This window comes from Sphingobium anseongense, assembly GCF_037725245.1.
Classification (GTDB): domain Bacteria; phylum Pseudomonadota; class Alphaproteobacteria; order Sphingomonadales; family Sphingomonadaceae; genus Sphingobium.
Map to the genome: position 1 here is coordinate 1 of NZ_JBBJUL010000011.1, position 25,188 is coordinate 25,188.

A 25,188-nucleotide genomic window follows, 5' to 3' on the forward strand; every position below is an offset into this window, starting at 1 on the left:
CATCGAGCGTGAAATGTGCGAAGTTAGGCGGCGAGCGCGACCTGTGGCTCGGCCACGACCAGCCCGCGCCCGACCTGCTTGACCAGCGCGATGAAGCGGGTCGCCTCGCGCACGATCATCGCCTTGTTGAAACAGGCCGCGGCCCCCCGGTCCATCGCCTGGGTCATGATCTCCGCGCCGTCGCGCATCAGGCTGGACAGCATGATGACCGGGCACGGGTCCATCGCCATGATGTCGTCCAGGATGGCCATGCCGTCCTTGCCCGGCATGGCGATGTCCAGCGTCACGACATCGGGCTTGTGCAGGCGGATGAGGTCGATGGCTTCTTCGCCATTGCGGGCGATGCCGACCACCTGGACCCGGCGGTCGCGCTCCAGCAGCGTTTCGATCATCGCGCGGATGGTCAGCGAATCGTCGACCACCACTATCCTGACAGGCTTCATGCGCCGCTCCTTCTCTATGGCTTCCCACACCATAACGGCTGCGTCACGGCAGGCTTTAGCCGTGCCTAACGCGGATTTAACCAACGGCTTTCAAAAGAACAGCTTGCGGAAGGTCAGCGTCACGGTTCGTCCCAGCGGATCGATCAGTCCCGGTTGGTAGCGCAGCGGGGTCGCGCCGGTCGCGTCGGTGACCGAGCGTCGCTGGTTGAACAGATTGTCGATCGACAGCGATATCCGTGACCCGCGCAGGAACGGATGGTCGCGCGCCAGTTTCGGCATCTGCCCCAGATTGGCGAATAGCCGCAGGTCGACCGTGGCGAGGCTGCCGAAATTCAGCCGCGACGGCCCGCCCGCGGTCCCGGTCAGCGCGCCGTCGACATGCGTCGCGCTTTCCCAGTCCACGCCCAGCCGCGCGCCGATGCCATTGTTGGAATAGCCCAGCCGCGCCTCGACCGAATGGCGCGGCTGTCCGCCCGACGATCCGGTGGCGTCACCGTCCAGCAGGTTGAGCGCCGGCACGCCCGGCGCCACCAGCAGCGTGTCGGTAAAGCGCCATGTATGATAGGCGCTCAAGCTCAGCCGGCCGCCGCCTCCGCCGCCACGGCCGCCGCCAAAGCCGCCGCCGCGAAATCCGCCGCCGCCGCCGCCGCGCGCGCCGTCGCCCTGGCCCTGCCTGCTTTCGCCCCCGGCCCCTGGCTCCCCGCCCTCGCGCGGCGGCGCGCCTTCACCGCCCGGTCGCCGGTTGCCGAACAGGTTCTGCAATTCGATCGGCCGCTCCTCGGGCTTTGCGCCGGCCGCGCGCCATGCCTCCACCAGTTTCTGGATACGCGACTTGAGCGGGATGGAATAGTCAAAGCCCCAACGCAGTTGGGTATTGCGCGCCGACAGGAAGTTGAGCGGCCGCGCATCGACCTGGAGCAATGTGCCGTCGGCGTCGCGCAGGAAACGTTGGGGAAAGGCCGCCTCGATCGCCGGTGTCGGTGTCGGGAAAGCCGCGATCGGATTGTCGGTGCGGCTGCGCAGATAGGCGGCGGTCAGCGTCAAATTGGCCTTTTCCAGCGGCTTGACTGTCGCGCTGATGCGCAACTGGTCGCGCACGCTTTCACGCAAGCCTGCATTGCCGCCCGACAGCTGGGTTACGAACACGCTCTGCCCGGTCGCATAGTCGAACAGCGAAACATTGGGGGTGGATATCTGCGGATCGTTGATCTGTTGTCCGCTGGGCGCCGCGCGATCCTGGCTGGCCGACACCAGCAGGCGGATCGCCGGTATCGGTGTCCAGCGCAGGCCATAGCCGAGCATCGACAGCGTGCCGAAGTCCGACAGGCGGCGCGCCTCCGCGTTGACGTTGACGCCCAGGTCGCCGACCGCGCCCAGCACATCGTCGCGCCTGCTGGTGATCGGCAGGTCGACGCTCACCTGGCCGCTGCCGATCTGGCGCGAATAGCTCGATGTGCGCACAACGCCCGACCGGACCGAGCGCGCATCGAAGCCATCGGCCGATCCGCTCAGACGGATGGCGGCCGTGGCGGCTCCCGCGGGCAGGTCGAACAGCGTGCCGCTGACCAGTAGGTCGCCTGATACCGCGCGCGATTTGGCGCGCGCACGATCGGACAGGCGATCGGTCAGCAGGTCGGGCGCGATCGCGCCGAACGGGCTGGCGGCGCCCGCGTCGATCGCCGACTGAAGGGCGATGGGCGACACGCCCCGGTCGGTCAGCGTGCGCGTATCGGACAGGTCGCCATTGCCGGTGAAGGACCATAGCCAGCCCCTCGCGATCTGGCCGTTGAGCGTCAGCCCGACATGGCCGGTCGTACCGCGCGTGCGCTGGCTGAGCGCGCCCGCCTGATCGAGATAGCGATAGAGCGTGACGTCTTCGCCGAAGGGCGAGAACGGACTGGCGGCGGGCAGGCCCAGGGTGAGCGCCGACAGGCCCTGGAGCGATTCATTCTCGCTCAGTTCCAGCCGGCCGTTCAGCGAGGCCGATACGCCGCCGAAGGCGCGCGCCAATGTCGCGTTGGCGGAGAAACTCTCGGTTTCCGGGCTGAGCGTGCGATAACGGCCAAGATCGCTGATCCGCTGGCTGTTCGCGCCGACGACGAAATCCGCAAGGCTTGGGGCAGATGCGCCAAGCGGTGCGCTGGCAATGGTTACGGGTTGTCCGGCCAGGGCCGAGAGCGCCGGGTCGACCTGCGCTCCGCCGACCACATTGCCGCCCAGCGCAAAGGGGCGACGCGGCGCGGCTGTGACCACATCGCGCTCGCTTTCGAGCAGGTGGGCCGCCGCTGAATATTTAAGGTCCAGGGTGAAGCGGCTGTCCCCCTGAATGCGCAGCAGGCCCAGGTTCAGCCGCCCGTCCTCGCGTCCGCCCTGCGTCGTCAGCCCGCCGCGCGCCTCCACGTTTTCGGCGCGGAACCGCTGGCGCAGAACGATGTTGACGACCTTCTGCGTGGGCGCATAGCCATAGCTCAGGGCCACCTGTTCAGGCAGGATTTCGGTGCGCGCGATCGCTTCGGTCGGCAGATCCTGGATTTCCGAAAAGCTGGAAATGCGCTTGCCGTTGAGCAGCACGACGGGGGAACCGCCCGCCGCATTGGTCTGTGACGCAAGTTCGGTGAGCAGCTCGGATATCGAATTGACGCCCAGCGCGCGCACATCGGCGGGACTTAGCTGCTGTTCGGGCTTGATATTGCCGACCACTGACCCGCGCGGAGCCTGGCCGGTGACGACGATTTCCTCGCCCTCATCGTCCATCGCCTGTGGCGGCGCGCCTTGCGCGAGCAACGCGCCGGGCGCGCCGCCCGCCATCAGCGAAAACAGCATAATGGAAATGGATGAACGCACATGACCCCCGGCGACCAGAATGGAACGCCTACTGTCCTAAGGAGCAAATGTCGCAATATTCTGGCAGAGGAGAGCGGATTTGTCGCAAATTGTAACTTTGAGGCTTAAGTTGGCACCGGCTTGGTACGCAGGGCGATTACCATGCCCGCTACCGCCAGCAGCGCCCCGCCGATCGTCAGCGGGGTCCAGCGATAATCCTCGATCGCGGTCGAAAACAGCATGGCGATCACCGGGATCAGCAGGCTGGTATAGGCGGCGCGACCCGCGCCGATCCGCTGGATCAGGCGGAAATAGAGAGGGAAGGTGACGACTGAGCCTGCCAGCGCCAGCCAGGCTACACCCAGCAGATAGGCCGGCCGCATATCTATGGTCGGTGGCCCCGCCGTTGCCCAGGCGAACAGGGCGTCCATCCCCGCGCCGATCAGCATGGACCAGGCAAGCACGCTCACCATCGGCAGGCGGTGCGCGATGCGGCTGCCCTGCATGACATTGGCGGCCGACGCGCTCATCAGCCCGGCAATGGTGAGCGCTGCGCCCAGCAGAACCTGATCCGGCGCAGCCGGGCTTGCGCGATATTCATGCACCAGAAGCAGGGCGATACCCGTGACGCCGACCGCCGAACCGAGGATGAACGGGCGGCCGAGCGGCTGGCGGAAAATCAGGTAGCCAAGGATCGAATTGGGGACGAGTAGCATCGCATAGATCACCGCGACCACGCCGGATGTCAGATATTGTTCGGCACGGTAGACGAAGTTGAAATTGAGCACGAACTGCGCCAGCCCCAGCAGCGCGGCAAAAGCGATGCCCGCCGCGTCGATGCGCAACGGTACACGGCGCATCCGCGCAAACACAGCCATCGCCACCCCCGCCAGCAGGAAGCGATAACAGACCGACCAGCTTGCCGGCACCGTGCCCAACTGGTCGCGGATCACGATCCAGGTCGATCCCCAAATCAATGTGACAAGGATGAAGGGCAGGGCGATCCCGCCCTTTTCAACGGCGCTATCCATCGCCCAGCGCGCTTAATGCAGCAGCGAGCGGCGCGACATCCTCCACCCGCTGCGCCCAGTTCGTCACCAGCCGCGCCGCGCCTTCGCCCCAGTCGTAAAATTCAAACCCCTGGGCGCGCAGCCGCGCCGCTTCGTCGCCATTTAGCCGCACGAACAGCTCATTCGCCTGCACAGGATGAAGCAGCCGGCCGGGAATGGCGGTGGCCAGTGCTTGCGCCGCAGCATTGGCGGCGCGGCCGTTGGCGATCCACAACCCGTTATCCACCAGCGCCAATATCTGTGCGGCCATATAGCGCCCCTTGGACAGAAGATGTCCCGATCGCTTGCGCCAGCGCATGGATTCTGCCGCGCGAGCATTTGCCTGATCCCCGAACAGTACCAGCGCCTCGCCCGCCATGCCGCCATTCTTGACGCAACCGAACGACAGGGCATCGACGCCTGCCCGCCACGTCAGGTCGGCGGGCGCGCAATCGAGATGGGCGACCGCGTTGGCGAAACGCGCGCCGTCCATATGAAAGCCAAGCCCATGCCTGCGGGCCAGATCACCCAGCGCCGCCACTTCATCCGGCGTATAGACCAACCCATATTCGGTGGCGTTGGTTATCGTGATGGCGCGCGGCGGCACCTGGTGCACATCGTCGCGGATCGTGGCCAGCCGCGCCGCCATCGTTTCGGGCGACAGCTTCGCGCCCGGACCGGGCAGTGGCATCAGCTTGGCGCCATGGGTGAAGAAGCCCGGCGCGCCGCCTTCATCCACTTCGACATGAGCGTCTTCATGGCACAGCACGCCGCCATAGGGCGGACACAGCGCCGCCAGTGCGATGCTGTTCGCCGCCGTGCCTGTGCTGACCCACAATGCCCTCACCTGTGTTTCGAACAGCGCGGAAAAGGCCGCATCCATCCGCCCGCTCCAGACATCGCCATCATAGGGCGCATCGGCATGATCGGCGGCGGCGATGGCGGCCAGCACCCTGGGATGAAGCGGCGTCGCGTTGTCGGAGAGGAAGCGCATGATTTGGCGATAGCGGTCGGACAGGACAGCGCCAAGAGGCCAGTCCCGCCACACCGGCCCGCGCAATAAAAAGCGAATATAGGACAGGATTGTTGACGTTGTTTAGCGCGCCGCTTTATGACATAGGCGTTCGCGTCCGAACCACAGGAGACAGATTATGGACGTCCAGCATAGCAGCCGCTTCACCGTCACGCCCAGCGGCAAGGCCGTGGCGGCGGACGCGCGCGCGGCGTTGCTGGAAGATCCCGGCTTTGGCCGTATCTTCACCGACCATATGGTGACGATCCGCTGGACCGAGGGTAAGGGCTGGCACAGCCACAGCGTCGGTCCCCGCGAACCCTTCACGCTCGATCCTGCATGCGCGGTGCTGCATTATGCGCAGGAAATTTTCGAAGGGATGAAGGCCTATCGCCTTGCCGATGGCAGCGTCGCGATGTTCCGGCCACAGGAAAATGCCCGTCGCTTTGCCGAATCGGCCGAACGGATGGCCATGCCGGTTCTGCCGCAAGCGCTGTTCCTCGAAGCGGTCGAGGAACTGGTGAAGATCGACGCAGACTGGATTCCGGGCGGGGAGGGCAGCCTGTATCTGCGCCCCTTCATGTTCGCCAGCGAGACTTTCCTGGGCGTCCGTCCCGCCGCGGAATATATATTCTGCGTTATCGCCTCGCCCGTCGGCGCCTATTTCAAGGGGGGCAAGACAGCGGTCACGCTTTGGGTGTCGGAACATTACAGCCGCGCCGCGCGCGGTGGCACCGGCGCTGCCAAATGCGGCGGCAACTACGCCGCCTCACTGATCGCTCAGGCCGAAGCCAGCCGTCATGGCTGCGATCAGGTCGTCTTCCTCGATGCTGCGGAAAACAAGTGGGTCGAGGAACTGGGTGGCATGAACGTGTTTTTCGTCATGAGCGATGGCTCGCTTGTCACGCCCCCGCTCGGCGGCACCATCCTGCCCGGCATCACTCGCGACAGCATCATCACCCTCGCGCGCGGTGAGGGGATGGTCGTGCGCGAGGAGCCATACAGCTTTGCCCAGTGGCGCGATGACGCCGCGAGCGGCGCGCTGCGTGAGGCTTTCGCCTGCGGCACGGCGGCGGTGGTGACTGCGATTGGCGAGGTCAAGAGCGTCGAGGGCGATTTCACGATCGGCAATGGCGATGGCGGTCTCGTCACCCAGAAGCTGCGCGGCGCGCTTACCGGCATCCAGCGCGGCGAAAGCGAAGCGCCCGCCGGCTGGCTGCGACGTCTGTAACGCGCGTTCGAGGGGTGACGCCCGCCGTGCACGCGCCTATAGCCGCTGGACATGGTCGCAGCCCTTATCGTTTCCGCGCTCGCAATGAGCGCCATCGTCGGCGTTCGCTATTTGCTCGCGAGCGGCGGCTTCGCGCTGGCGACCCGCGCGCGCCATCCCGGTCTCTATCGTGGGCTTGAGCCGCAGATCAGGCGCGAAATCACCTGGTCGCTCGTGTCTGCGCTGATCTATGGCATACCGGCCGGCATTGTCGCCTGGGGGTGGCAGGCGCATGGCTGGACCCGCATCTATACCGATATCCATGCCTTCCCGCTCTGGTATCTGCCGCTATCGATCCTGCTGTATCTCGCTGCGCATGATATGTGGTTCTACTGGACCCACCGTGCGATGCACATGCCCCGCCTGTTCCGCGCCGCCCATGCGGTCCATCACGCCAGCCGTCCGCCCACCGCGTGGGCGGCGATGAGCTTTCACCCATGGGAAGCCGTCACCGGGGCGATCGTCATTCCCGCGCTTGTATTCCTCATCCCCATCCATGTCGCGGCACTCGGCATGGTGCTGACGATCATGACGGTGATGGGTGTCAGCAATCATATGGGGTGGGAGATGTTCCCCCGCGCGCTGGTCCACGGACCGATCGGCGACTGGTTGATCACCGCCACCCATCATCAGCGCCACCATGATCAATATGGCTGCAACTACGGTCTTTATTTCCGCTTTTGGGATCGGCTGTGCCGGACCGACGGCGGGCTTGGCACCTTTCGCACGACGACGTCCGCCTAATGCGCGCCGCGATCGCCAGCCTCGCCGCGCTGCTGCTTGCCGCCGCCCCCCCGCCGCCTGCCGATGGCCTCACCATCGCGTGGGAGGGGCTGCGCTCGCAAAAGGGCCGCATCCTCATATGTGTCACTCGCAACGCGAAGCATTTCCCCAATTGTAGCGACGATCCCGAAAAGCGCCATTATGACGTTGCCGCCACCGCCGGTATCCTGCCGGTCGGCAGGCTTGCCTCCGGCGACTATGCCATCGCTATCATTCACGACGAAAATGGCAACGGCAAGCTCGACACCTTCATGGGGATACCGCGCGAGGGCGTCGGCTTTTCGCGCAACGCGCCGATCCGTTTCGGCCCGCCCGGCTTTCGCGCCGCCAGCGTCCCCGTGGCCGATATGCCACAGCGCCAGACCATTCGCGTCAAATATTTCCTGTGAAAACGCGGCGGGGAACCTGTAACCTGCGCGAAACATTGTGCGATCGACACATCTCCATGAACAGGGCCTCCATGAACCGCATCACGCACTTCGCAGCACTCGCGCTGACCGCCACGCTGGCCCTTCCCACCGCCGCCATCGCCCAGGACGAAACCCAGCACAGCACGCTGACCATCGGGGTCGGTGGCGCCTATATCCCAAGTTATGAAGGGTCGGACGACTACCGCACCCTGCCCATCGCTCAGGCGCGGGGCAAGGTTCATGACTTCGCCTTCTGGACGCGCGGCACATCGCTGTTCGTCGACGCCATTCCCAACATCGATCCCGACGGCATCGACTTCGCTGTCGGCCCGGTCGTCAACCTGCGGCTGGACCGCACCAGCCGCAAGGCCATCAAGGACAATGCCGTCCGCGCGCTTGGAAAGCTCGACACTGCGGTCGAGGTCGGCGGTTTCGTCGGTATCGGCAAGACCGGTATATTTACCAGCGCATATGATAACCTGTCCGCGCGCGTTGCCGTGACCAAGGATGTCGCCGGCGGCCATGGCGGCATCGTCGTCACCCCCGCCATCGAATATGTCACGCCGCTGTCGGTAACGACGTTCGTCGGCATCGGCATTTCGGCCGAATATGTCGGCAAGAAATTCGGCCGCACCTATTTCGATGTCGACGCCGCCGGTTCGCTCGCCAGCGGACTGCCGGTCTACAGCCGTGCGGGCGACGGTTCCGGCTTCAAGCGCGCCGGCGTGAACCTTACCGCCGGCAAATCCCTGTCGGGCGACCTGCGCTCTGGCTGGGCGCTGTTCGCGGTGGGCGGCTATTCGCGGCTGCTGGGCGACTATGCCGACTCGCCCATCGTCGCCATCGCCGGGTCGCGCGATCAGTGGCTCGCCGCCGTGGGCATAGGCTATACTTTTTAAGGTCGACGATGCTTGCTACAGCGGGCGGGGACCGGTAGGTTCCCGGTTCGTTCCTGTATGAAAGCCCGGCCCTATGGACAGCATCGCCCTTATCGTCACGCTTGGCGCGTTGCTTGCCGGTCTGGTGCTGGGATGGATGGCGCGGGGCCGGGGGTTGGTCGACCTTCAGGGTGATCGCGCCGAATTGGCGCGACGGCTGGACCAGGCGGCCGACCAGCGCAACGCGGCGCTGCGCGAACTGGTGGTGGAGCAGGAGCGCGCCGCCCAGGCCGCCGTTCTGCGCGATCGCCTTGCCACCGCCGAGTCCGAACGCGAACTTGCCCTGCGCGATCTTGCCGCGCTCCGCTCCGACATCCAGGCGCGCACCGAATCCTTCGAAGCGCAGCTCAAGGCGCTGCGCGAAGCCAAGGAGCAGCTTTCCGCCCAGTTCAGCGAGATCGGCGGCAAGCTGCTCGGCGAAGCGCAGGCCGCTTTCCTTACCCGCGCCGATGCGCGCCTGGCGCAGGCGCATGAAAAGAGCGAGGCGCAGCTCAAGCAGCTTCTTACCCCCGTCAACGAAACCATCCAGCGCTACGACCAGAAGATCAGCCAGATCGAACAGCAGCGCACGGAGGCCTACGGCAACCTGACCGGCATGATCGAAGCGATGCGCATCGGCCAGGAGGCCGTCCGTGCCGAAGCCAACAAGCTGGTCACATCGATGCGCGCCGGGCCGAAGATGCGCGGTCGCTGGGGCGAGCAGCAGTTGCGCAACGTCCTTGAAAATTGCGGCCTGTCCGAACATGCCGATTTTCAGACCGAAGTCAGCGTCGCCCATGAAGATGGCCGCCTGCGCCCCGATGTCATCATCCGCGTGCCGGGCAACACCATATTGGTGGTCGATGCCAAAGTGTCGCTCAACAGCTATCAGGATGCCTTCGGGTCGGACAGCGACGAGGACCGCCGCCGGCATCTTGCCGCCCACGCCGCCGCGATGCGTGCCCATGTCGATGCGTTGGGGCGCAAGGCCTATGCCGACCAGTTCGCCGAAGCCCCCGATTATGTCATCATGTTCGTGCCCGGCGAACATTTCCTGTCCGCCGCGCTGGAGCAGGAACCGGGCCTGTGGGACCATGCCTTTGCCAAGCGCGTCTTGCTCGCCACACCCACCAACCTCATCGCCATCGCCCGCACCGTGGCGGCGGTATGGCGGCAGGAAAAGATGGCCGAGGAAGCCAAGCACATCGGCATGCTCGGCAAGGAACTCTATGAACGCCTGGCCGCCGCCGCGACGTCCCTGAAAAAACTCGGCAACCGCCTCAACGGCGCGGTGAGCGATTACAACGCCTTCGTCGGCAGCTTCGAAGGGCGCGTGCTGGTGACGGGTCGCAAGCTGCGCGACCTGAACATCGAAACCGGCGGCAAGGATCTGGAAGAAATGACGCCGGTCGACGCGCTGATCCGCGAGCCGAGTTCGTCAGAGGCGCTGCGGGCATTGCCGGAAAGGGCAGGGTAGCGCGATCACCGCTCAACCCCTTTGGCCTTCCCCCACGCCCGCGCCGCAGTATAGCCAAGATAGCCCGTCCCGAACAGCGCGTAGAGCGGTTCGGGCAGGCCGGCAAGATAGGCGGTCATCCCCGCGATCATCGCCTCCGCGACGTCCGGCCGCCATCCCGCGATCAGGCCCATGGGGATCGACCACAAGAGCAGCGCGTACATGACATAGAGGAAAGCGGGCCGTGCGCGGATGGTCCAGATGTCCGCTGGAACAGGGTCTGTCGTCATGAAGTTCACACCGTCATTGAGGGGCGGTTTGGTGCGAAGTTCACACCGTCCCCGAGGGATGATTCCGGCGAAGTTCACACCGTCCCTAACCGATCCGGTTTGCCAGCCAGCCGTAGAGGAACGCCTCGTTCGCCGGACGCTGTTCCGCCAGCGCGATATAGCGTTCCCCCTGCATCGCTTCGATCGCCTTGAGCAGCACGGTTTCGCCGGCTTTGCCGCGCAGCGCCATGAACGCGGCCAGCGCCGACAGCGTCTTGCCGCCCAACGCCCTATCGACGATGAGGTCGGGATAATCCTTCTGGTTGCGGTTCAGCGCGTTGAGCGCGCGCTGTAGCATCCCGGTCGCGGTCGCCACCCCCATATTGACCCCCGTGTCGAACAGCTCCGCTGCGATCGTCCAGCTCGTTTCCGCCACGAACGCATAGCCAGGCCGTTCCCAATAGAGCCGGCGATAGATGTTGGCCGCGGTGGCGCGGGGCAGGGCGCGCATCGCGCCGGCATAGCCGTTGGCCCGCGCTACGGCCTGGGTGATCCCCCAATTGGTGGGTCCGCCGCGGTCCGCGGGATGATCGCTATACCCACCTTCGCGCACGATCACATCGTCGATGAGTTCGGGAATGTCCATGAAAGCCGCCCTTCTGTTGTGAATGGCGAATCAAATAACCTATATGGCTATATGTAGGACAGTGAAATGCCGCATCGGCGCCGGAGAGTGGTGACTTTGCCCCCATCCGTTCGTCCCCCCCGCCCAAGGGCATGGCGGATCGAAGGATGGTGATGGCGGATGTCATGCAACCTGACGTCATCGCGCTTGCAGTCTGTCCCGACAGACGGCTTTGGCGCATCGGCATGTGGGCCGGTGCGGCAGCGTCCTTTCGCGCATGTCGAGACAGGCGGCTAGCCGATCCGCATCAGGCAGCCCGACAGGCCCGGCAGCATGGCGCCGTCTTCCTCGATACCGACCGATGCCGCCATCGACGCCGATATCAGCGGGTATGGCGCGGGCAGGGGCGCGTCGGTCAGGTTGAACAGGCACAGCAGTCGGCTATCGCCGGCTCTGCGCTCGAACGCCAGCAGCGCGGGATCGCCCTCCATCAGGCTGATGTCGCCGTCGCGCAGCGCAGGCGTCGTGCGACGCAAGGCCAGCATCCGGCGCGACCAGACCAGCATCGATCCGCGATCCGCCTCCTGCTGCTCGACCGAAAGCGGCAGGTGCGCGGCATCCATCGGCAACCACGGCTCACGCTCGGAAAATCCGCCCCATGGCGGCGCGGCGGTCCACGGCATCGGCGTGCGCGCGCCGTCGCGGCCCAGCGTCTGCGGCCAGTTGGCGATCGCTTCGGGATCCACCAGGCGATCGAACGGAACGTGCGCCTGCGGTAATCCCAGTTCTTCGCCCTGATAGAGGAAGATGTTGCCGCGCAGCGCGATCAACAGCAGCATCGTCAGCCGCGCCATTGTGTCCCGGTCGCGCCCCGCGCCCCACCGCGTCACATGGCGCGGGGCATCATGGTTGGAAAAGGCCCAGCTTGGCCAGCCCTCGCCCGCGCCGCCCGGCCATTGGGCGATCGCCTGACGCACGACTTGCGCTGTCAGGTCGGGCGCATAGAGATAGGTGAAGCCATAGGCGCTGTTCAGCCGGTGCGGCGGCTGGGTGAACAGCTTCATTTCCCGGTCGGCATACTCGCCGCCGACCTCGGCGACGGTGAAATGGTCGCCATGCGCGTTGATGACGGATTGCAGCCGTTCGATGAAGCGGGGCACGTCGGCATGGCCCTGATTGTAGAGGCGCCGCTGAAAATCGAAGGGGCGCGTGCGGGGGCCGGGCTTTGTTTCCGGCGGATTGTCGCGCAGGGCCGGATCGTGCATCGTGAAGTTGAGGGCATCGAGCCGAAAGCCGTCCACGCCAAGGTCCAGCCAGAAGCGCGCGGTGTCCAGCAGTTCGTCCTGCACCGCGGGCGAATGCACGTTGAGCTGTGGCTGTTCCTTGAGGAAATTGTGAAGATAATATTGGCCGCGCCGGGCATCCCAGGTCCATGCCGGCCCGCCGAACACCGATTGCCAGTTGGAGGGCGGCGACCCGTCTGGCCTGGGGTCGGCCCAGACATACCAGTCCGCGCGTGCATTGTCGGGGCTGGACCGGCTTTCCGCGAACCAGGCATGCCGGTCGGAGGTGTGGGCGTAAACCTGATCAATGATGACCTTGAGGCCCAGATCATGCGCTCGCGCGGCCAGGGCGATGAAATCGTCGAGCGTCCCGAAGATCGGATCGACGCCGCGATAATCGGCCACGTCATAGCCGAAATCGGCCATCGGCGACGTGAAGAAGGGGGATAGCCACAGGGCATCGACGCCCAGCGCGGCGATATAGGCCATCCTGGCCGTAACACCGGGCAGGTCGCCTATGCCATCGCCATTGCTGTCGAAGAAGCTGCGCGGATAGACCTGATAGATGGCGGCTCCGCGCCACCATGGCGGGGACGGGTTGCATGGCTGTTCGGCGCTCATCGGACCTCCGGCGAAGAATGCCGAAGACTAGCAGCATTCCTGTCGCGGGCTAGTGCGCCGCACCTTTGCCGTTGGCGCCCTGCAACCCCGCCAGGATGATGCGCGCGGTGTGCGACGCCGTGCTGCTGGCGTTGAGCGCGGGACGCGACAGGCTCCGGTGGCCAAGGCCGAACAGGCAGGCGAGCAGCATCTCCTCGGCGCCGTCCAGCGCCTCGCTCGACAGCGCAGGGTTGGCCATGCAGGCGAATTCGCGCAGCAGCATCTTGTACCGCACGCACAGGCTGGTGATCGTGGCGCCGACCACCGGATTGCGAAACGCTTCGGCCAATATGTCGAACGAAAGCGCTTCGCTCTTCTGGGACATGGCAGACAGCACAAGCTGTTCGAAGGTTTCCTCGATGCTGATCTCACCGGCCTTGAGCCGGGCGCACAATGCCATCATGCCATCGAGACGGACGCGCTTGTCATCGTCGACGATGGCGGCGATGATGTCTTCCTTGCCCTTGAACAGCCTGTAAATCTGGCCGACCGACACTTTGGCCAGGGCGGCAAGTTCGGCCATCGACGTCTGATGAAACCCCTGTTCGGCAAATAATGCGCGTGCAGCCACCAGGATGCGCTCCCGACCAAGCGTTTCATGCTGCATCGCAACCATTATTCTTTTGTCCTCCCCTTTTTCCTTGAAACGCCCGTTGCACATTCCTACTTGCCCGACAAGCTGGAATGAACATTCATTCCGCTCGGTCCGTCTAACAGTGGGAACCTCGATGCGCTATTTCAACCTCACCGGGCCGCTGGCCTGCGTGTCGGCTCTTGCGTTGGCGGCATGTGCGAAAGAAGCGCCGCCCCCGCCCGCCGCGCCCGCTGTCGGCATCGTGACGGTCAAGGCCGAGGACGTGCCCCTGGTCACCGAATTGCCGGGCCGGATCGCGGCGTCGGAAATTTCCGAAGTGCGCCCGCAAATCAATGGCGTGATCCGCCGCCGCCTTTTCGAGGAAGGCTCCTATGTCAGGGCCGGGCAGCTATTGTATGAGATCGAGGATGCGCCATACCGCGCGGCACTGGCGTCGGCGCAAGGGCAATTGAGCCGCGCCCAGGCGTCGATCGCCGCGACCAGCCTGCAGGCCCAGCGCTATCGCGAACTGGTCGGCATCAACGCCGTCAGCCGGCAGGAAGCCGATAATGCGGTCGCCGCGGCGCAGCAGGCGCGCGCCGACGTGGCGACCCAGCGCGCCGCTGTCCAATCGGCCCAGGTCGCTCAGGGATTCACGCGTATCCGCGCCCCCATTTCCGGCTATATCGGCCGGTCGCTGTTCACCCCCGGCGCGCTGGTGCAGGCGGGTCAGGCCGGTGCGCTGGCGACGATCCAGCAGACCGACCGGGTCTATGTCGATAGCACCCAGTCGGCAGCGCAGATCCTGGACCTCAAGGACGCGATGCGCAGTGGCGGCGTGACGGCGAGCGCGGCACGCGTCCAGTTGCTCCTGCCCAACGGCAAGACCTACCCGATCGAGGGGCAGCTGCAATTTTCCGAAGTGTCGGTCGATCCCGCATCGGGTGCGGTGACGCTGCGCGCCACCTTCCCCAATCCCGATCGCACGCTATTGCCCGGCATGTTCGTGCGGGCGCGCGTCGTGGAGGGCGTGCGCAGCCGGGCGATCATAGTGCCCCAGCAGGGGATCAGTCGCGATGTGCGCGGCCGGGCGACCGCGCTGGTCGTCGGCGCCCAGAACAAGGTCGAGCTGCGGCAGGTCCAGACCGATCGCGCCGTGGGCGACAGATGGATCGTGACGAGCGGCCTCAAGCCGGGTGACCGGCTCATCGTCGAGGGGCTGCTCAACCTGCGGCCAGGAACGGTCGTGCGGCCGGGCGCGCCGCAGCAGGTGACCGCAGCCGCCGGCGAGGCTCGATAGCTCATGGCCCGCTTTTTCATCGACCGGCCCATCTTTGCGTGGGTCCTGGCCATCGGCATCATGCTGGCGGGGCTGCTCGCCATCCGCATGCTGCCGGTCGCGCAGTTTCCCGAAATCGCGCCGCCCACGGTGACGATCGGCACGTCCTATCCGGGCGCCAATGCCGAGACATTGGCCAATACCACCACGCAGTTGATCGAGCAGCAGCTCAAGGGCATCGACAATCTGCGCTATTTTTCGTCGACCAGCGATTCGGCCGGCAACCTGACCATCACGCTGACGTTCGAGCAGGGCACCGACGCCAATATCGCTCAGGTCCAGGTACAGAACAAGCTGGCGCAGGCGACGCCCCTCTTGCCGCAGGAAGTGCAGCAGCAGGGCCTGCGCGTCACCAAATCGACGGCCAGCTTCCTGGTGCTGGTGGCCGTTTACGCCGATGACGGCATCCATGATCTTCAGGACACGGGCGATTTCGTCGCGTCCAGCCTGCAGGACCCGCTCAGTCGCGTCGACGGGGTCGGCGACACGCAGGTGCTGGGCGCGCAATACGCCATGCGCATCTGGCTCGATCCCTACAAGATGGCCAATCTGGGCATCACCACCGGCGACGTGAAAACGGCGATCCGGGCGCAGAATGCACAGGTGTCGGCAGGGCAGATAGGCGGGGCGCCTTCGCCCGCCCAACAGGCGCTCAATGCGACCGTGACGGCGCAGTCGCGCCTGCGCACGCCCGAACAGTTCCGGGACATATTGCTGCGCAGTAACAGCGACGGATCGACAGTGCGGCTGGCCGATGTCGCAAGGGTGGAGCTGGGATCGGAGAATTACAGCTTTTCGGCCAAGTTCAACGGGCATCCGGCGACCGGCTTTGGCATCAAGCTGGCCCCCGGCGCGAACGCGCTCGACACCGTTACCGCGGTCAAGGCAAAGGTCGCGGAGCTTTCGAAGGATTTTCCGCCCTGGGTCAAATATGAATTCCCGGTCGATAACTCGACCTTCGTGCGACTGTCGGTGGAGCAGGTCATCCATACTCTGATCGAGGCGATCCTGCTGGTGTTCGTCGTCATGTTCCTGTTCCTTCAGAACTGGCGCGCGACGCTCATTCCCACCATCGCGGTGCCCGTGGTGCTGCTCGGATCCATGGCGGTGCTGTATGCGGCGGGGTTCACGCTCAACACCTTGACGCTGTTCGGCATGGTGCTGGCCATCGGCCTGTTGGTCGACGACGCGATCGTCGTGGTCGAAAATGTCGAACGGCTGATTCAGCAAGAAGGCCTCAGCCCCAAGGAAGCCGCGAAAAAATCCATGGACGAGATCAGCGGCGCGCTGGTCGGCATCGGGCTGGTGCTGTCCGCGGTGTTCCTGCCGATGGCGTTTTTCGGCGGTTCGACAGGCGTGATCTTCCGCCAGTTTTCCATCACCATCGTGTCGTCGATGGTCCTGTCGGTGCTTGTCGCGCTGATCCTGACCCCCGCGCTGTGCGCCACCATCCTGCGACCGGCGCATGCCGATCATGGATCGAAAAAGGGCTTTTTCGGCTGGTTCAACCGGACGTTCGACCAGGGCGTGGCCCGATATGGCAAGGGTGTCGAGACGGTCGAACGGCGCTGGGGACGCACGATGATCATCTATGGCCTGATCGTCGTTGGCATGATCTTGATTTTCCTGCGCCTGCCCACGGGCTTCCTGCCGGGCGAGGATCAGGGGCGGCTGCTCAATCAAGTGTCGCTGCCCGCCGGATCGACCATCGCGGAAACGGAACGCACCCTGGATCGTTTGCGCGATCATTACCGGAACGATGAAAAGGCAAATGTCGAGGCGGTCTTTACCATCGCGGGCTTCGGCTTTGTCGGACAGGGGCAGAATGTCGGCATTTCATTCGTCCGCCTGCGCCCGTGGGACGAGCGGAAGGGCAAGGAAAATGCGGTCGATGCGATCGCCGCCCGCGCCAACGCCGCATTCCAGAAGATCGCCGCCGGCCGCGTGATCGCGTTCGTGCCGCCGGCCGTGCAGGAATTGGGCAACGCATCTGGCTTCGACTTCCAGTTGCTCGACCAGGGGGGCGTGGGTCATCAGAAGCTGTTGGAGGCGCGCAACCAGTTGCTGGGCATGGCCATGGCCGACAGTCGCCTGGCGCAGGTGCGCCCCAACGGCCTGGAGGATACGCCGCAGGTCAAGCTGAATGTCGACCAGGCGGCGGCCGGGGCGTTGGGGGTGGCGCAGGCGGATATCAACGACACCATCAGCACCGCGATGGGCGGCTCCTATGTCAACGACTTTATCGATCGCGACCGGGTGAAGCGCGTATTCGTCCAGGCGGACACGCCTTTCCGAACGACGCCCGATTCGATCGGCGCATTGCATGTGCGCGGCAATACCGGGGTGATGGCGCCGCTGTCGGCCTTTTCCACGACCGAATGGATCAACGGTCCGGCCCGACTTGAACGGTTCGGCGGGGTGCCGTCCATGAACATCCAGGGCGCGCCCGCGCCGGGCGTCAGCAGCGGCGACGCGATGGCGGCGATGGAGGAAATGGCGGCCAAGCTGCCCGCGGGGATCGGCTTTGCCTGGAACGGGATATCCTATGAGGAACGGACATCGGGCGGGCAGGCGCCGGCGCTCTATGCGCTGTCGATGCTGATCGTGTTCCTGTGCCTTGCCGCGCTTTACGAAAGCTGGTCGGTTCCGATCGCGGTGATGCTGGTCGTGCCCCTGGGCGTGCTCGGCGCGGTCATCGCGGCAACGCTGGCGGGGCTTGAAAACGGCATATATCTTCAGGTCGGCCTTATCACCACGATTGGCGTGTCGGCCAAGAACGCCATCCTGATCATCGAATTCGCCGAGGAAAAGATGCGGGCCGGCATGGCTCCGGCCCAGGCGGCGCTCGAAGCGGGCAAGCTGCGGTTGCGGCCTATCGTGATGACCAGCCTTGCGTTCGTCTTTGGCGTGCTGCCGCTGGCGGTGTCGACCGGAGCGGGCGCGGGCGGCCAGAATGCCATCGGCTGGGCGGTGGTCGGCGGCATGATATCGGCCACTGTGCTGGCGATTTTCTTTGTCCCGGTATTCTTCACCGTCGTCAAAAGGCTGTTCCGTCAGCATCACAAGGCACCCGAAGCGGGCGTCGAACCGCCGGTGCCAGCCGCGCCGCAGGAGGCGTAAGCCATGCATAGCCGTCGCAAACTATTCCCCGCGCTGACCCTGTCTTTGCTGCTGGGCGCGTGCAACATGGCCCCGCATTATGTGCGCCCGGCGCTGCCCGTCCCCGACGCCACGCCCCACGGCCCCGCCTATGGCGCGGACGGAGGAACGGGCGCCATCATTCCTGCCGATACCGCATGGCGCGACTTTTTCGTCGATCAGCGGCTGGTGCGCGTGATCGATCGGTCCCTGACGAACAATCGCGACCTGCGCATCGCGCTTGCCAATGTCGCGCGGGCGCGGGCGCAATACAGGGTGCAGCGTGCCGACCTGCTCCCCACCGTCGCGGCCCAGGGCAGCGCCAGTTACCAGGATGCGCCGTTCGCCCAGAATGGCGCATCGGGCCGGCTGGACATCTACCAGGCGCAACTGGGTATTTCGGCGTGGGAGATCGACCTGTTCGGTCGCGTCCGCAACCTGAGCGAGGCGGCGCAACAGTCCTATTTTGCCGCCGCTGAAAATCGCAATGCGGCCCAGACCGCTCTGATCGCCGAGGTCGCGACCGTGTGGCTGACCATGGCGGCGGATCGCGAGCGGCTGAACATCGCGCGCGACCTGGAGAGCGCGTTCGGCAAGACGCTGGAGCTGACGCGGGCGCGCTTCGCCAAGGGGATCGCGTCGGAACTGGAGGTCCGGCAGGCGCAGACCAGCTATGATCAGGCGCGTTCCGACATTGCCGAAGCCACGACGCTCGTGGCGCAGGACCAGAATGCGATCAATCTGCTGGCCGGGTCGACCGTGCCCGAAGCGGACCTGCCCAACAGCCTGCCGCAATCCGGCGCGACGCTGGAAAATCTGCCGGAAAATATTGCATCCGACCTGTTGCTGCGGCGCCCCGACATCGCTGCCGCCGAATATCAGTTGCGCGGCGCCAATGCCGACATCGGCGCGGCGCGAGCGGCCTTCTTTCCCAATATCTCGCTGACCGCCGCTTTCGGCACGTTGAGCATGGGGTTGTCCAACCTGTTCAGTGGCGGCAGCGAATTCTGGTCGGTCGCGCCGAGCGCCAGGCTGCCGATCTTTGATTTCGGGCGCAACAAGGGCAATCTGCGCGTGGCGGAGGCGAACCGCGATGCGATGGTCGCGCAATATGAAAAGAGCGTGCAGACGGGCTTTCGCGAGGTCGCCGACGCGCTCGCGCGGCGCGGCACCATGACGGCGCAACTGGAAGCGCAGCTTTCGCTGGCGGAATCGTCGCGCGTCGCCTATCGTTTGTCCGAAGCCCGCTTCCGTGCGGGCGTGGACGGCTTTTTGACCACGCTGGATTCTCAGCGCGCGCTCTACAGCGCGGAACGCAGCCTGCTTGCAACGCGGCTGGTACGCGCCGCCAATATGGTCGAACTGTATCGCGCCCTGGGAGGCGGCCTGAAATAAGCGCGCGGTTTTGACAGGGGGTTGGATATCGGCGATGCGTCGCAGCCTGCGTGCGGCACGTCGCCCGGCGCGCCTGCGTGACGGGTTTCGATGCACTTCAACGATTTCGATATTGGCGTTTTCCTGCGCGACTATTGGCAAAAGCGCCCCCTGCTCATCCGCAAGCCGTGGAGCGAATGGCGCAACCCGGTCGACCCGGACGAATTGGCCGGCCTTGCGTGCGAGCCGGGCGTCGAGGCGCGCCTGATCACGCAGGATCGTATAGCCTTTGGAGTCGAACATGGGCCGATCCCCGAAGCGCGCTTCAGCAAGCTGGGTCGCAAGCCATGGACCTTGCTGGTGCAGTCGGTCGATCAGCATGTGGCCGATGTAGCGGCGCTCATCGCGCCGTTCCGCTTCATTCCCAACTGGCGGATCGACGATGTCATGGTAAGCTATGCCACCGACGGCGGCGGCGTGGGGCCGCATTTCGATCATTATGACGTGTTTCTGATCCAGGGGCTGGGGCAGCGCCGCTGGCAATTGGGCGGGGCGTGCGATGCGGACACGCCATTGCTGCCGCATGACGACCTGCGCCTGCTTGCGCATTTCGAACCGGCGCAGGACTGGGTGCTCGATCCCGGCGACATTCTCTATGTGCCGCCGCGCATCGCCCATAACGGCGTCGCGGTCGGCGATGATTGCATGACCTATTCGATCGGCTTTCGCGCGCCCGCGCGCAGCGAACTGGTCGCTGACTGGTGCGATCATCTGGTCGCGGGGTTGCAGGATGAGGATCGCTACGCCGACCCCGACTTGCAGGCCCAGGACAATCCCGGCGAGATTTCCATCGGGGCGGTCGAACGATTGCACGCGATGGTGACAGAAACGATGGGCGACCCGGACGGTTTTGCGCGCTGGTTCGGACGATATAACAGCATGCCAAAACAGCCCGATATCGACTGGCGGCCGGACGAGCCGATCGATATGGCGGATGTCCGCAACCAGTTCGCAGGCGGTGCGGCGCTGTGTCGCAACCCCGCCAGCCGCTTTTCCTTCATCCGCGAAGGCGCGCTGTCGGTGCGGCTGTTCGTCGACGGTTGCGACTTTCCCTGCGATGGGCCGTCAAGATGGTTCGCAGAGCGGCTGTGCGCGCGGGAGCGCATGATGGTGGACGCCGATCTGATCGGGTCCGACGCCGTGATGATGCTGGTCGCGGCGCTGTATAATCTGGGCAGCGTCGCGTTCGACGCGGAGGAATGAGCGACGCCATGGCGCGGCTGATCCTCTTCAATAAGCCCTATGGCGTGCTGACCCAGTTTACCGATCATGGCGCGGCCGGAACGCGGCCGACGCTGTCCGACTATATCAGGATGCCGGGCGTCTATCCCGCCGGGCGGCTGGATCTCGACAGCGAAGGGTTGCTGCTGCTGATCGACAATGGCCGTTTGCAGGCCCGGATCGCCGATCCGCGGTTCAAGCTGCCCAAGACCTATCTGGTTCAGGTCGAAGGCGATGTGGCAGAGCCTAGCCTCGCCTTGCTGCGCCGCGGCGTCGGCCTCAAGGACGGCATGACCCTGCCGGCGCAGGCCGAGCGCATCGCCGCCCCTGACCTGTGGCCGCGCGATCCCCCCGTGCGCTTCCGCAAGACGGTGCCCGATTGCTGGCTGCGACTAACCCTTCGCGAAGGACGAAACCGGCAGGTGCGACGGATGACGGCGGCGGTCGGCCACCCGACGCTGCGCCTGGTGCGATGGTGCATCGGCGACTGGACGATCGACGGCCTCGCGCCCGGCGAATGGCGCGCCGTGCAGGCGGGATAGATGGATCGCGCCGATCCGCGCCCGTGCCGGGCGATTATCCTGCGACCTTGATCTGGAACAGTTTCGGCCAGTTCTTGCCGGTGACGAAGATGCGGTCTGTCGCGGCGTCATAGGCGATGCCGTTGGCGACTGCTTCTGAATCGCTGACGCCGGCGGCCTTTCGCAAGGGGGCAATGTCGATCCAGTCGATCACGTTGCCGGTGTCGGGAGAGATGCGGGCGATCCTGGTATCGTACCAGATGTTCGCCCAGATTTCGCCGCGAACATATTCCAGTTCGTTGAGGCGATCTACCGGGCGGCCATTCCAGCGAACGGTGATCCGGCGCGTTTCAGTGAGGCTGTCGGGATCGAGAAAGCGCAGTTGCGCGGTCCCGTCGCTCATGATCAGGCTTTGACCGTCCTGCGTGAGCGCCCAGCCTTCGCCTTCGTAACGGAAGCTGCCTATGGGGGCGAAATCGGCGAGCGTCCACACGAAGCCCTGCCGCTGGCGCCAGGTGAGGCTGACGATCTTGCCGCCCCAGTTGACGATGCCTTCGCCAAAATAGGGCGGTTCTATGCTGCGGCGCTGGAGGATCTTCCCGGTCTTGAGAGCAACCTTGCGGATGTCGGACCGGCCTTCCAGGCCGGTGCTTTCGTACAGTGCGCCATCGAGGAAGAAGAGGCCTTCGGTGAAGGCCGCCGGATCATGGGGATAGGATTTGACCAGCGTCCATGGGGTATCGGCCTGGGCGGGAGCAACGAAAAGGGTGAGGGCAAGAAGGAGGGCAGGCAGTCGCCAGCGGACGCGAAAGCCGCTGCGTTCGGCCAGGGGCATGGCGCTCGCCTCAACCCCTTCGCTGCACGCGAGGCACGCCATGGTGCCGCCGCCGACCTTCATTCCGCCGCCTGGGCCGCGAGCGCGCTGGCGAGCCATGCGGGCAGGATGGCGGGGTCGAGATCCTCGACGCGGCGCAGTTCGACCGAGAGGCCAAGGTCAAGCAGGGCGGCGCGCTGCCTCTTGTCGTCGGCCTGGGCGAGCGGCACCGCGACCAGCCGCCGGCTGACCTTGTTGCGATAATGCATGCGCGCGGTATTTTCCTGGCCGACATAGCAGCCCTTGTCATAATCGACGCCGTTCAATTCCGCCGCATTGGTTTCGAGCCAGAGCGTCTGGTCCTGCCCCAGTTCGTTCGCGCCTTCGAATATGCCAAGGCCCAGGCGATGCGCGCGAAAGGCGGGGGCGGCGTCGCCCTGGCCGGCGGGCGCGATCCAGCGGTGGCCAAGCGCCGGCTGGCGCGGATCGCGCGGCTGGCCCGGCGCGTCGGGCGACCAGTGGACTGCGAGCGAGGAATCGCGCGCGATCGTCACCTTGCGGCGAAGGCGGTAGAGGGTGAGGCGCTTTGCCAGCGCATCGGCCTGCGCGGCTTCGCAGTCGATGAGTATGTCGTCGCCGTCTGCCCACAGGATGAAATCGAACAGCGCCTTGCCCTGGGGCGTCAGCAGCCCGGTCCAGCGCGGCTGGCCAGGCACGAGGCCGAGCACGTCGCGGGTGAGCAGCCCTTGCAGGAAGGGTTTCGCCTCGTCGCCCGAAATTCTGAGGATCGCGCGGTCGGTTAGGGTGGTGTGGTTCATCGGCTTTAGGTAGGACAGGTAAACCAAATAACCAACCCGTCAGCGCCGGGCATGGTCGGAGCGCTTGCCACCTTCTGGAAGGCAGGGTGCTTCGACAGGCCCAGGGCGAACGGAATGCACGGGAAGTTGCGATGACCCAGACCTTTGACCTGATCCTCAAGAACGGCACCGCACATACGCCAGGCGGCGCGGAGCGTGCGGATGTGGGCGTTCGCGACGGCAAGATCGTGGCGATCGGCGCGCTGGCGGGCGACGCGGCGGAGGTGATCGACTGCACCGGGCTCGACGTGCTGCCGGGCGTGATCGACAGCCAGGTCCATTTCCGCGAGCCGGGGCTGGAGCATAAGGAGGATCTGGAATCGGGCAGCCGCGCCGCAGTGATGGGCGGCGTGACGGCGGTGTTCGAGATGCCCAACACCAGCCCCAATACCGACAGCGCGGCACGGGTCGCCGACAAGCTCAAGCGCGCGCATCATCGCATGTGGTGCGACCATGCTTTCTATGTCGGCGCGACCGCCGAAAATGCCGAGGATCTGAAGGATCTGGAACGGATTCCGGGCACGGCGGGGGTCAAGATATTCATGGGCGCGTCGACCGGCAGCCTGCTGGTGGATGACCACCGGGCGCTGGCGCGCGTGCTGGCGTCGGGGCGTCGGCGCGTCGCCATCCATGCCGAGGACGAGGCGCGGATGAACGCGCGCAAGGATTACAGGGTCGATGGCGACGCCGCATCGCATCCGGTGTGGCGCGACGACGAAAGCGCGATGATCGCGACGAAGCGTATCATCGCCCTGGCGCGCGAGGCGAAGCGGCGCATCCATATATTGCACATCACCACGCCCGCCGAACTCGCCTATATCGCGCAGAACAAGGATATCGCGACCTGCGAGGTCACGCCCCAGCACCTGACGATGGCGGCCGAGGACGCCTATCCCCGACTTGGCAGCTATGCGCAGATGAACCCGCCGATCCGGTCGGGCGCCCATCGCGACGGGCTGTGGGATTATCTGAACCAGGGCGTGCCCGATGTGCTGGGCAGCGATCATGCGCCGCACACGATCGAGGAAAAGGCCAAGCCCTACCCCGCCAGCCCCAGCGGAATGCCCGGCGTGCAGACGCTGGTGCCGCTGCTGCTGAACCATGTTGCAGAGGGGCGGCTGACGCTGCGGCGGTTTATCGAACTGACGTCGTCGGGGCCGCAGCGGGTGTTCGGGCTGGTCGGCAAGGGGCGGATCGCGCTGGGCTATGATGCCGATTTCACCGTCGTCGACCTCAAGAAGCGCTGGACGGTCGGCCGCGACTGGCTCGCGTCACGCTGCGGCTGGTCGCCGTTCGAGGGGATGGAACTGACCGGCAAGGCGACGGGGACGATCGTGCGCGGCCGACGGGTGATGTGGGAAGATACGCTCGCCAACCAGGCGCTGGGTGAGGCAGTGCGGTTCGAGGCGACCGAATTCGGCTAGGCCGGGACCGTCGCCCGCGCCTGCCGCGCCGCGCGATAGCTGTCTGCCGCGAACAGGATGAGCCCGAGCCAGATCAGCGCGAAGCTGATGATCTGGCCGTTGCTGAGCGTTTCGCCGTAGAGCAGGACGCCCGAAAGAAATTGCAGCGTCGGCGCGCTATATTGCAGCAGGCCAAGCGTCGCCATCGGCAAGCGTCGCGCGGCAAGCGCGAACAGCAGCAGCGGCACGGTGGTGACCGCGCCCGAAGAGATGATGAGCAGGGTGGTCGGCAGGTCGCGGCCGAACGCCAGGGAGCCGGTCCCGCCGAGCCAGCCGAGATAGGCCAGCGATGCGGGCAGCAGGATGAGCGTTTCCACGCCAAGACCCGCCATCGGCGTGACGGGCGTCACCTTGCGCACAAGGCCGTAGAAAGCGAAGGTGAAGGCCAGCACGATGCTGATCCACAGCGTCGAGAAGGCGGCGGCGGCCATGATGGCGACGCCGGCGGTGGCGATGATCAGCGCGACCCCCTGGCCGCGCCGCAGCCTTTCCTTGAGCACCAGCACGCCCAGCAGGACGCTCACCAGCGGGTTGAGGAAATAGCCGAGGCTGGCGGCCACCACATGATCGTTGGCGATCGCCCAGACATAGGTGAGCCAGTTGATCGCGATGAACAGCGCCGAAGCGGCGAGCGGGCGCATCAGCGTGCGGTCGCGCAACACGGCGAACAGCGATGCGATACCGCCGCGCAGGGCCATCAGTAGCGCGATCAGTAGCACCGACCACAAAACGCGCTGCGCCGCGACCTCCACCGGACCGACATGATGCAACAGCTTGAAAAATATGGGAAGCAGGCCCCACAGGCCATAGGCTGCCAGCGCAGCCAG

At 65.4% G+C, this 25,188-nt stretch carries 22 protein-coding genes; 11 read left to right on the plus strand and 11 right to left on the minus strand.

Annotated elements, in window-relative coordinates; translation table 11 throughout:
- Positions 1 to 23: 23 nt before the first annotated feature.
- From WG908_RS13840 to WG908_RS13855, 4 genes are all read right to left on the minus strand, one after another.
- Positions 24 to 443, minus strand: coding sequence for a response regulator (locus WG908_RS13840; protein ID WP_340187185.1), 420 nt, complete (start codon positions 441 to 443; stop codon positions 24 to 26).
- A gap of 90 nt (positions 444 to 533) precedes the next feature.
- Positions 534 to 3,266 (minus strand): TonB-dependent receptor, encoded by a 2,733-nt coding sequence (locus tag WG908_RS13845; RefSeq protein ID WP_340187186.1) that lies wholly within the window; start codon positions 3,264 to 3,266, stop codon positions 534 to 536.
- Between the two features lie 125 nt (positions 3,267 to 3,391).
- Entirely contained in the window at positions 3,392 to 4,297 is a 906-nt protein-coding gene (locus WG908_RS13850; RefSeq protein ID WP_340187187.1) for a DMT family transporter, read from the minus strand.
- Complete coding sequence (locus WG908_RS13855; RefSeq protein ID WP_340187188.1) at positions 4,290 to 5,309, minus strand: threonine aldolase family protein; 1,020 nt, start codon at positions 5,307 to 5,309, stop codon at positions 4,290 to 4,292. Before WG908_RS13855 ends, WG908_RS13850 begins: the two co-directional genes overlap by 8 nt.
- 157 nt (positions 5,310 to 5,466) lie before the next feature.
- Between WG908_RS13855 and WG908_RS13860 the strand changes: the two genes are divergently transcribed.
- From WG908_RS13860 to WG908_RS13880, 5 genes are all read left to right on the plus strand, one after another.
- On the plus strand, positions 5,467 to 6,558 hold the full coding sequence (locus WG908_RS13860; protein ID WP_340187189.1) for a branched-chain amino acid aminotransferase: 1,092 nt from the start codon (positions 5,467 to 5,469) through the stop codon (positions 6,556 to 6,558).
- Positions 6,559 to 6,609: 51 nt separating this feature from the next.
- A complete protein-coding gene (locus tag WG908_RS13865) occupies positions 6,610 to 7,341 on the plus strand; it encodes a sterol desaturase family protein (RefSeq protein ID WP_340187190.1) in 732 nt (243 codons plus the stop codon).
- A complete protein-coding gene (locus tag WG908_RS13870) occupies positions 7,341 to 7,769 on the plus strand; it encodes a DUF2141 domain-containing protein (RefSeq protein ID WP_340187191.1) in 429 nt (142 codons plus the stop codon). The genes WG908_RS13865 and WG908_RS13870 overlap by 1 nt, the downstream gene beginning before the upstream one ends.
- Before the next feature lie 71 nt (positions 7,770 to 7,840).
- A complete protein-coding gene (locus WG908_RS13875) occupies positions 7,841 to 8,689 on the plus strand; it encodes a MipA/OmpV family protein (RefSeq protein ID WP_340187192.1) in 849 nt (282 codons plus the stop codon).
- A 73-nt stretch (positions 8,690 to 8,762) separates the two neighbouring features.
- Positions 8,763 to 10,184 carry a DNA recombination protein RmuC gene (locus WG908_RS13880; protein ID WP_340187193.1) on the plus strand — a complete coding sequence of 474 codons (1,422 nt, stop codon included), beginning with the start codon at positions 8,763 to 8,765 and terminating at the stop codon, positions 10,182 to 10,184.
- Between the two features lie 5 nt (positions 10,185 to 10,189).
- Here WG908_RS13880 and WG908_RS13885 read toward each other — a convergent pair whose 3' ends face one another.
- From WG908_RS13885 to WG908_RS13900, 4 genes are all read right to left on the minus strand, one after another.
- The gene (locus tag WG908_RS13885) at positions 10,190 to 10,453 is read right to left on the minus strand and encodes a 3TM-type holin (RefSeq protein WP_340187194.1); all 264 of its coding nucleotides are present in this window, start codon (positions 10,451 to 10,453) and stop codon (positions 10,190 to 10,192) included.
- An 85-nt stretch (positions 10,454 to 10,538) separates the two neighbouring features.
- The gene (locus tag WG908_RS13890; protein ID WP_340187195.1) at positions 10,539 to 11,078 is read right to left on the minus strand and encodes a glycoside hydrolase family 108 protein; all 540 of its coding nucleotides are present in this window, start codon (positions 11,076 to 11,078) and stop codon (positions 10,539 to 10,541) included.
- A gap of 272 nt (positions 11,079 to 11,350) precedes the next feature.
- Positions 11,351 to 12,961, minus strand: a complete 1,611-nt coding sequence (locus tag WG908_RS13895) for an alpha-glucosidase (RefSeq protein WP_340187196.1) — start codon at positions 12,959 to 12,961, stop codon at positions 11,351 to 11,353.
- 49 nt (positions 12,962 to 13,010) lie between these two features.
- Positions 13,011 to 13,616 (minus strand): TetR/AcrR family transcriptional regulator, encoded by a 606-nt coding sequence (locus tag WG908_RS13900; protein WP_340187197.1) that lies wholly within the window; start codon positions 13,614 to 13,616, stop codon positions 13,011 to 13,013.
- A gap of 112 nt (positions 13,617 to 13,728) precedes the next feature.
- Between WG908_RS13900 and WG908_RS13905 the strand changes: the two genes are divergently transcribed.
- The 5 genes from WG908_RS13905 (at position 13,729) to WG908_RS13925 (ending at position 21,248) form a co-directional block, all read left to right on the plus strand.
- Positions 13,729 to 14,874 (plus strand): efflux RND transporter periplasmic adaptor subunit, encoded by a 1,146-nt coding sequence (locus WG908_RS13905; protein WP_340187198.1) that lies wholly within the window; start codon positions 13,729 to 13,731, stop codon positions 14,872 to 14,874.
- 3 nt (positions 14,875 to 14,877) lie between these two features.
- Positions 14,878 to 18,033, plus strand: a complete 3,156-nt coding sequence (locus WG908_RS13910) for an efflux RND transporter permease subunit (RefSeq protein ID WP_340187199.1) — start codon at positions 14,878 to 14,880, stop codon at positions 18,031 to 18,033.
- Between the two features lie 3 nt (positions 18,034 to 18,036).
- Complete coding sequence (locus WG908_RS13915; RefSeq protein ID WP_340187200.1) at positions 18,037 to 19,446, plus strand: efflux transporter outer membrane subunit; 1,410 nt, start codon at positions 18,037 to 18,039, stop codon at positions 19,444 to 19,446.
- Between the two features lie 90 nt (positions 19,447 to 19,536).
- On the plus strand, positions 19,537 to 20,688 hold the full coding sequence (locus WG908_RS13920; protein WP_340187201.1) for a JmjC domain-containing protein: 1,152 nt from the start codon (positions 19,537 to 19,539) through the stop codon (positions 20,686 to 20,688).
- Between the two features lie 8 nt (positions 20,689 to 20,696).
- Positions 20,697 to 21,248 carry a pseudouridine synthase gene (locus tag WG908_RS13925; protein ID WP_340187202.1) on the plus strand — a complete coding sequence of 184 codons (552 nt, stop codon included), beginning with the start codon at positions 20,697 to 20,699 and terminating at the stop codon, positions 21,246 to 21,248.
- 34 nt (positions 21,249 to 21,282) lie between these two features.
- Here the strand turns inward: WG908_RS13925 and WG908_RS13930 are convergent, their stop codons facing one another.
- Positions 21,283 to 22,062, minus strand: coding sequence for a glutaminyl-peptide cyclotransferase (locus tag WG908_RS13930; RefSeq protein ID WP_340187277.1), 780 nt, complete (start codon positions 22,060 to 22,062; stop codon positions 21,283 to 21,285).
- Positions 22,063 to 22,121: 59 nt separating this feature from the next.
- Positions 22,122 to 22,859, minus strand: a complete 738-nt coding sequence (ygfZ, locus tag WG908_RS13935) for a CAF17-like 4Fe-4S cluster assembly/insertion protein YgfZ (RefSeq protein ID WP_340187278.1) — start codon at positions 22,857 to 22,859, stop codon at positions 22,122 to 22,124.
- 86 nt (positions 22,860 to 22,945) lie between these two features.
- Between ygfZ and WG908_RS13940 the strand changes: the two genes are divergently transcribed.
- Complete coding sequence (locus WG908_RS13940) at positions 22,946 to 24,322, plus strand: dihydroorotase (protein WP_445326726.1); 1,377 nt, start codon at positions 22,946 to 22,948, stop codon at positions 24,320 to 24,322.
- On the opposite strand, the gene rarD is transcribed toward WG908_RS13940, so the two are convergent.
- A complete protein-coding gene (gene rarD / locus WG908_RS13945) occupies positions 24,319 to 25,179 on the minus strand; it encodes an EamA family transporter RarD (RefSeq protein WP_445326730.1) in 861 nt (286 codons plus the stop codon). The genes WG908_RS13940 and rarD overlap by 4 nt on opposite strands.
- Positions 25,180 to 25,188 lie beyond the last annotated feature (9 nt).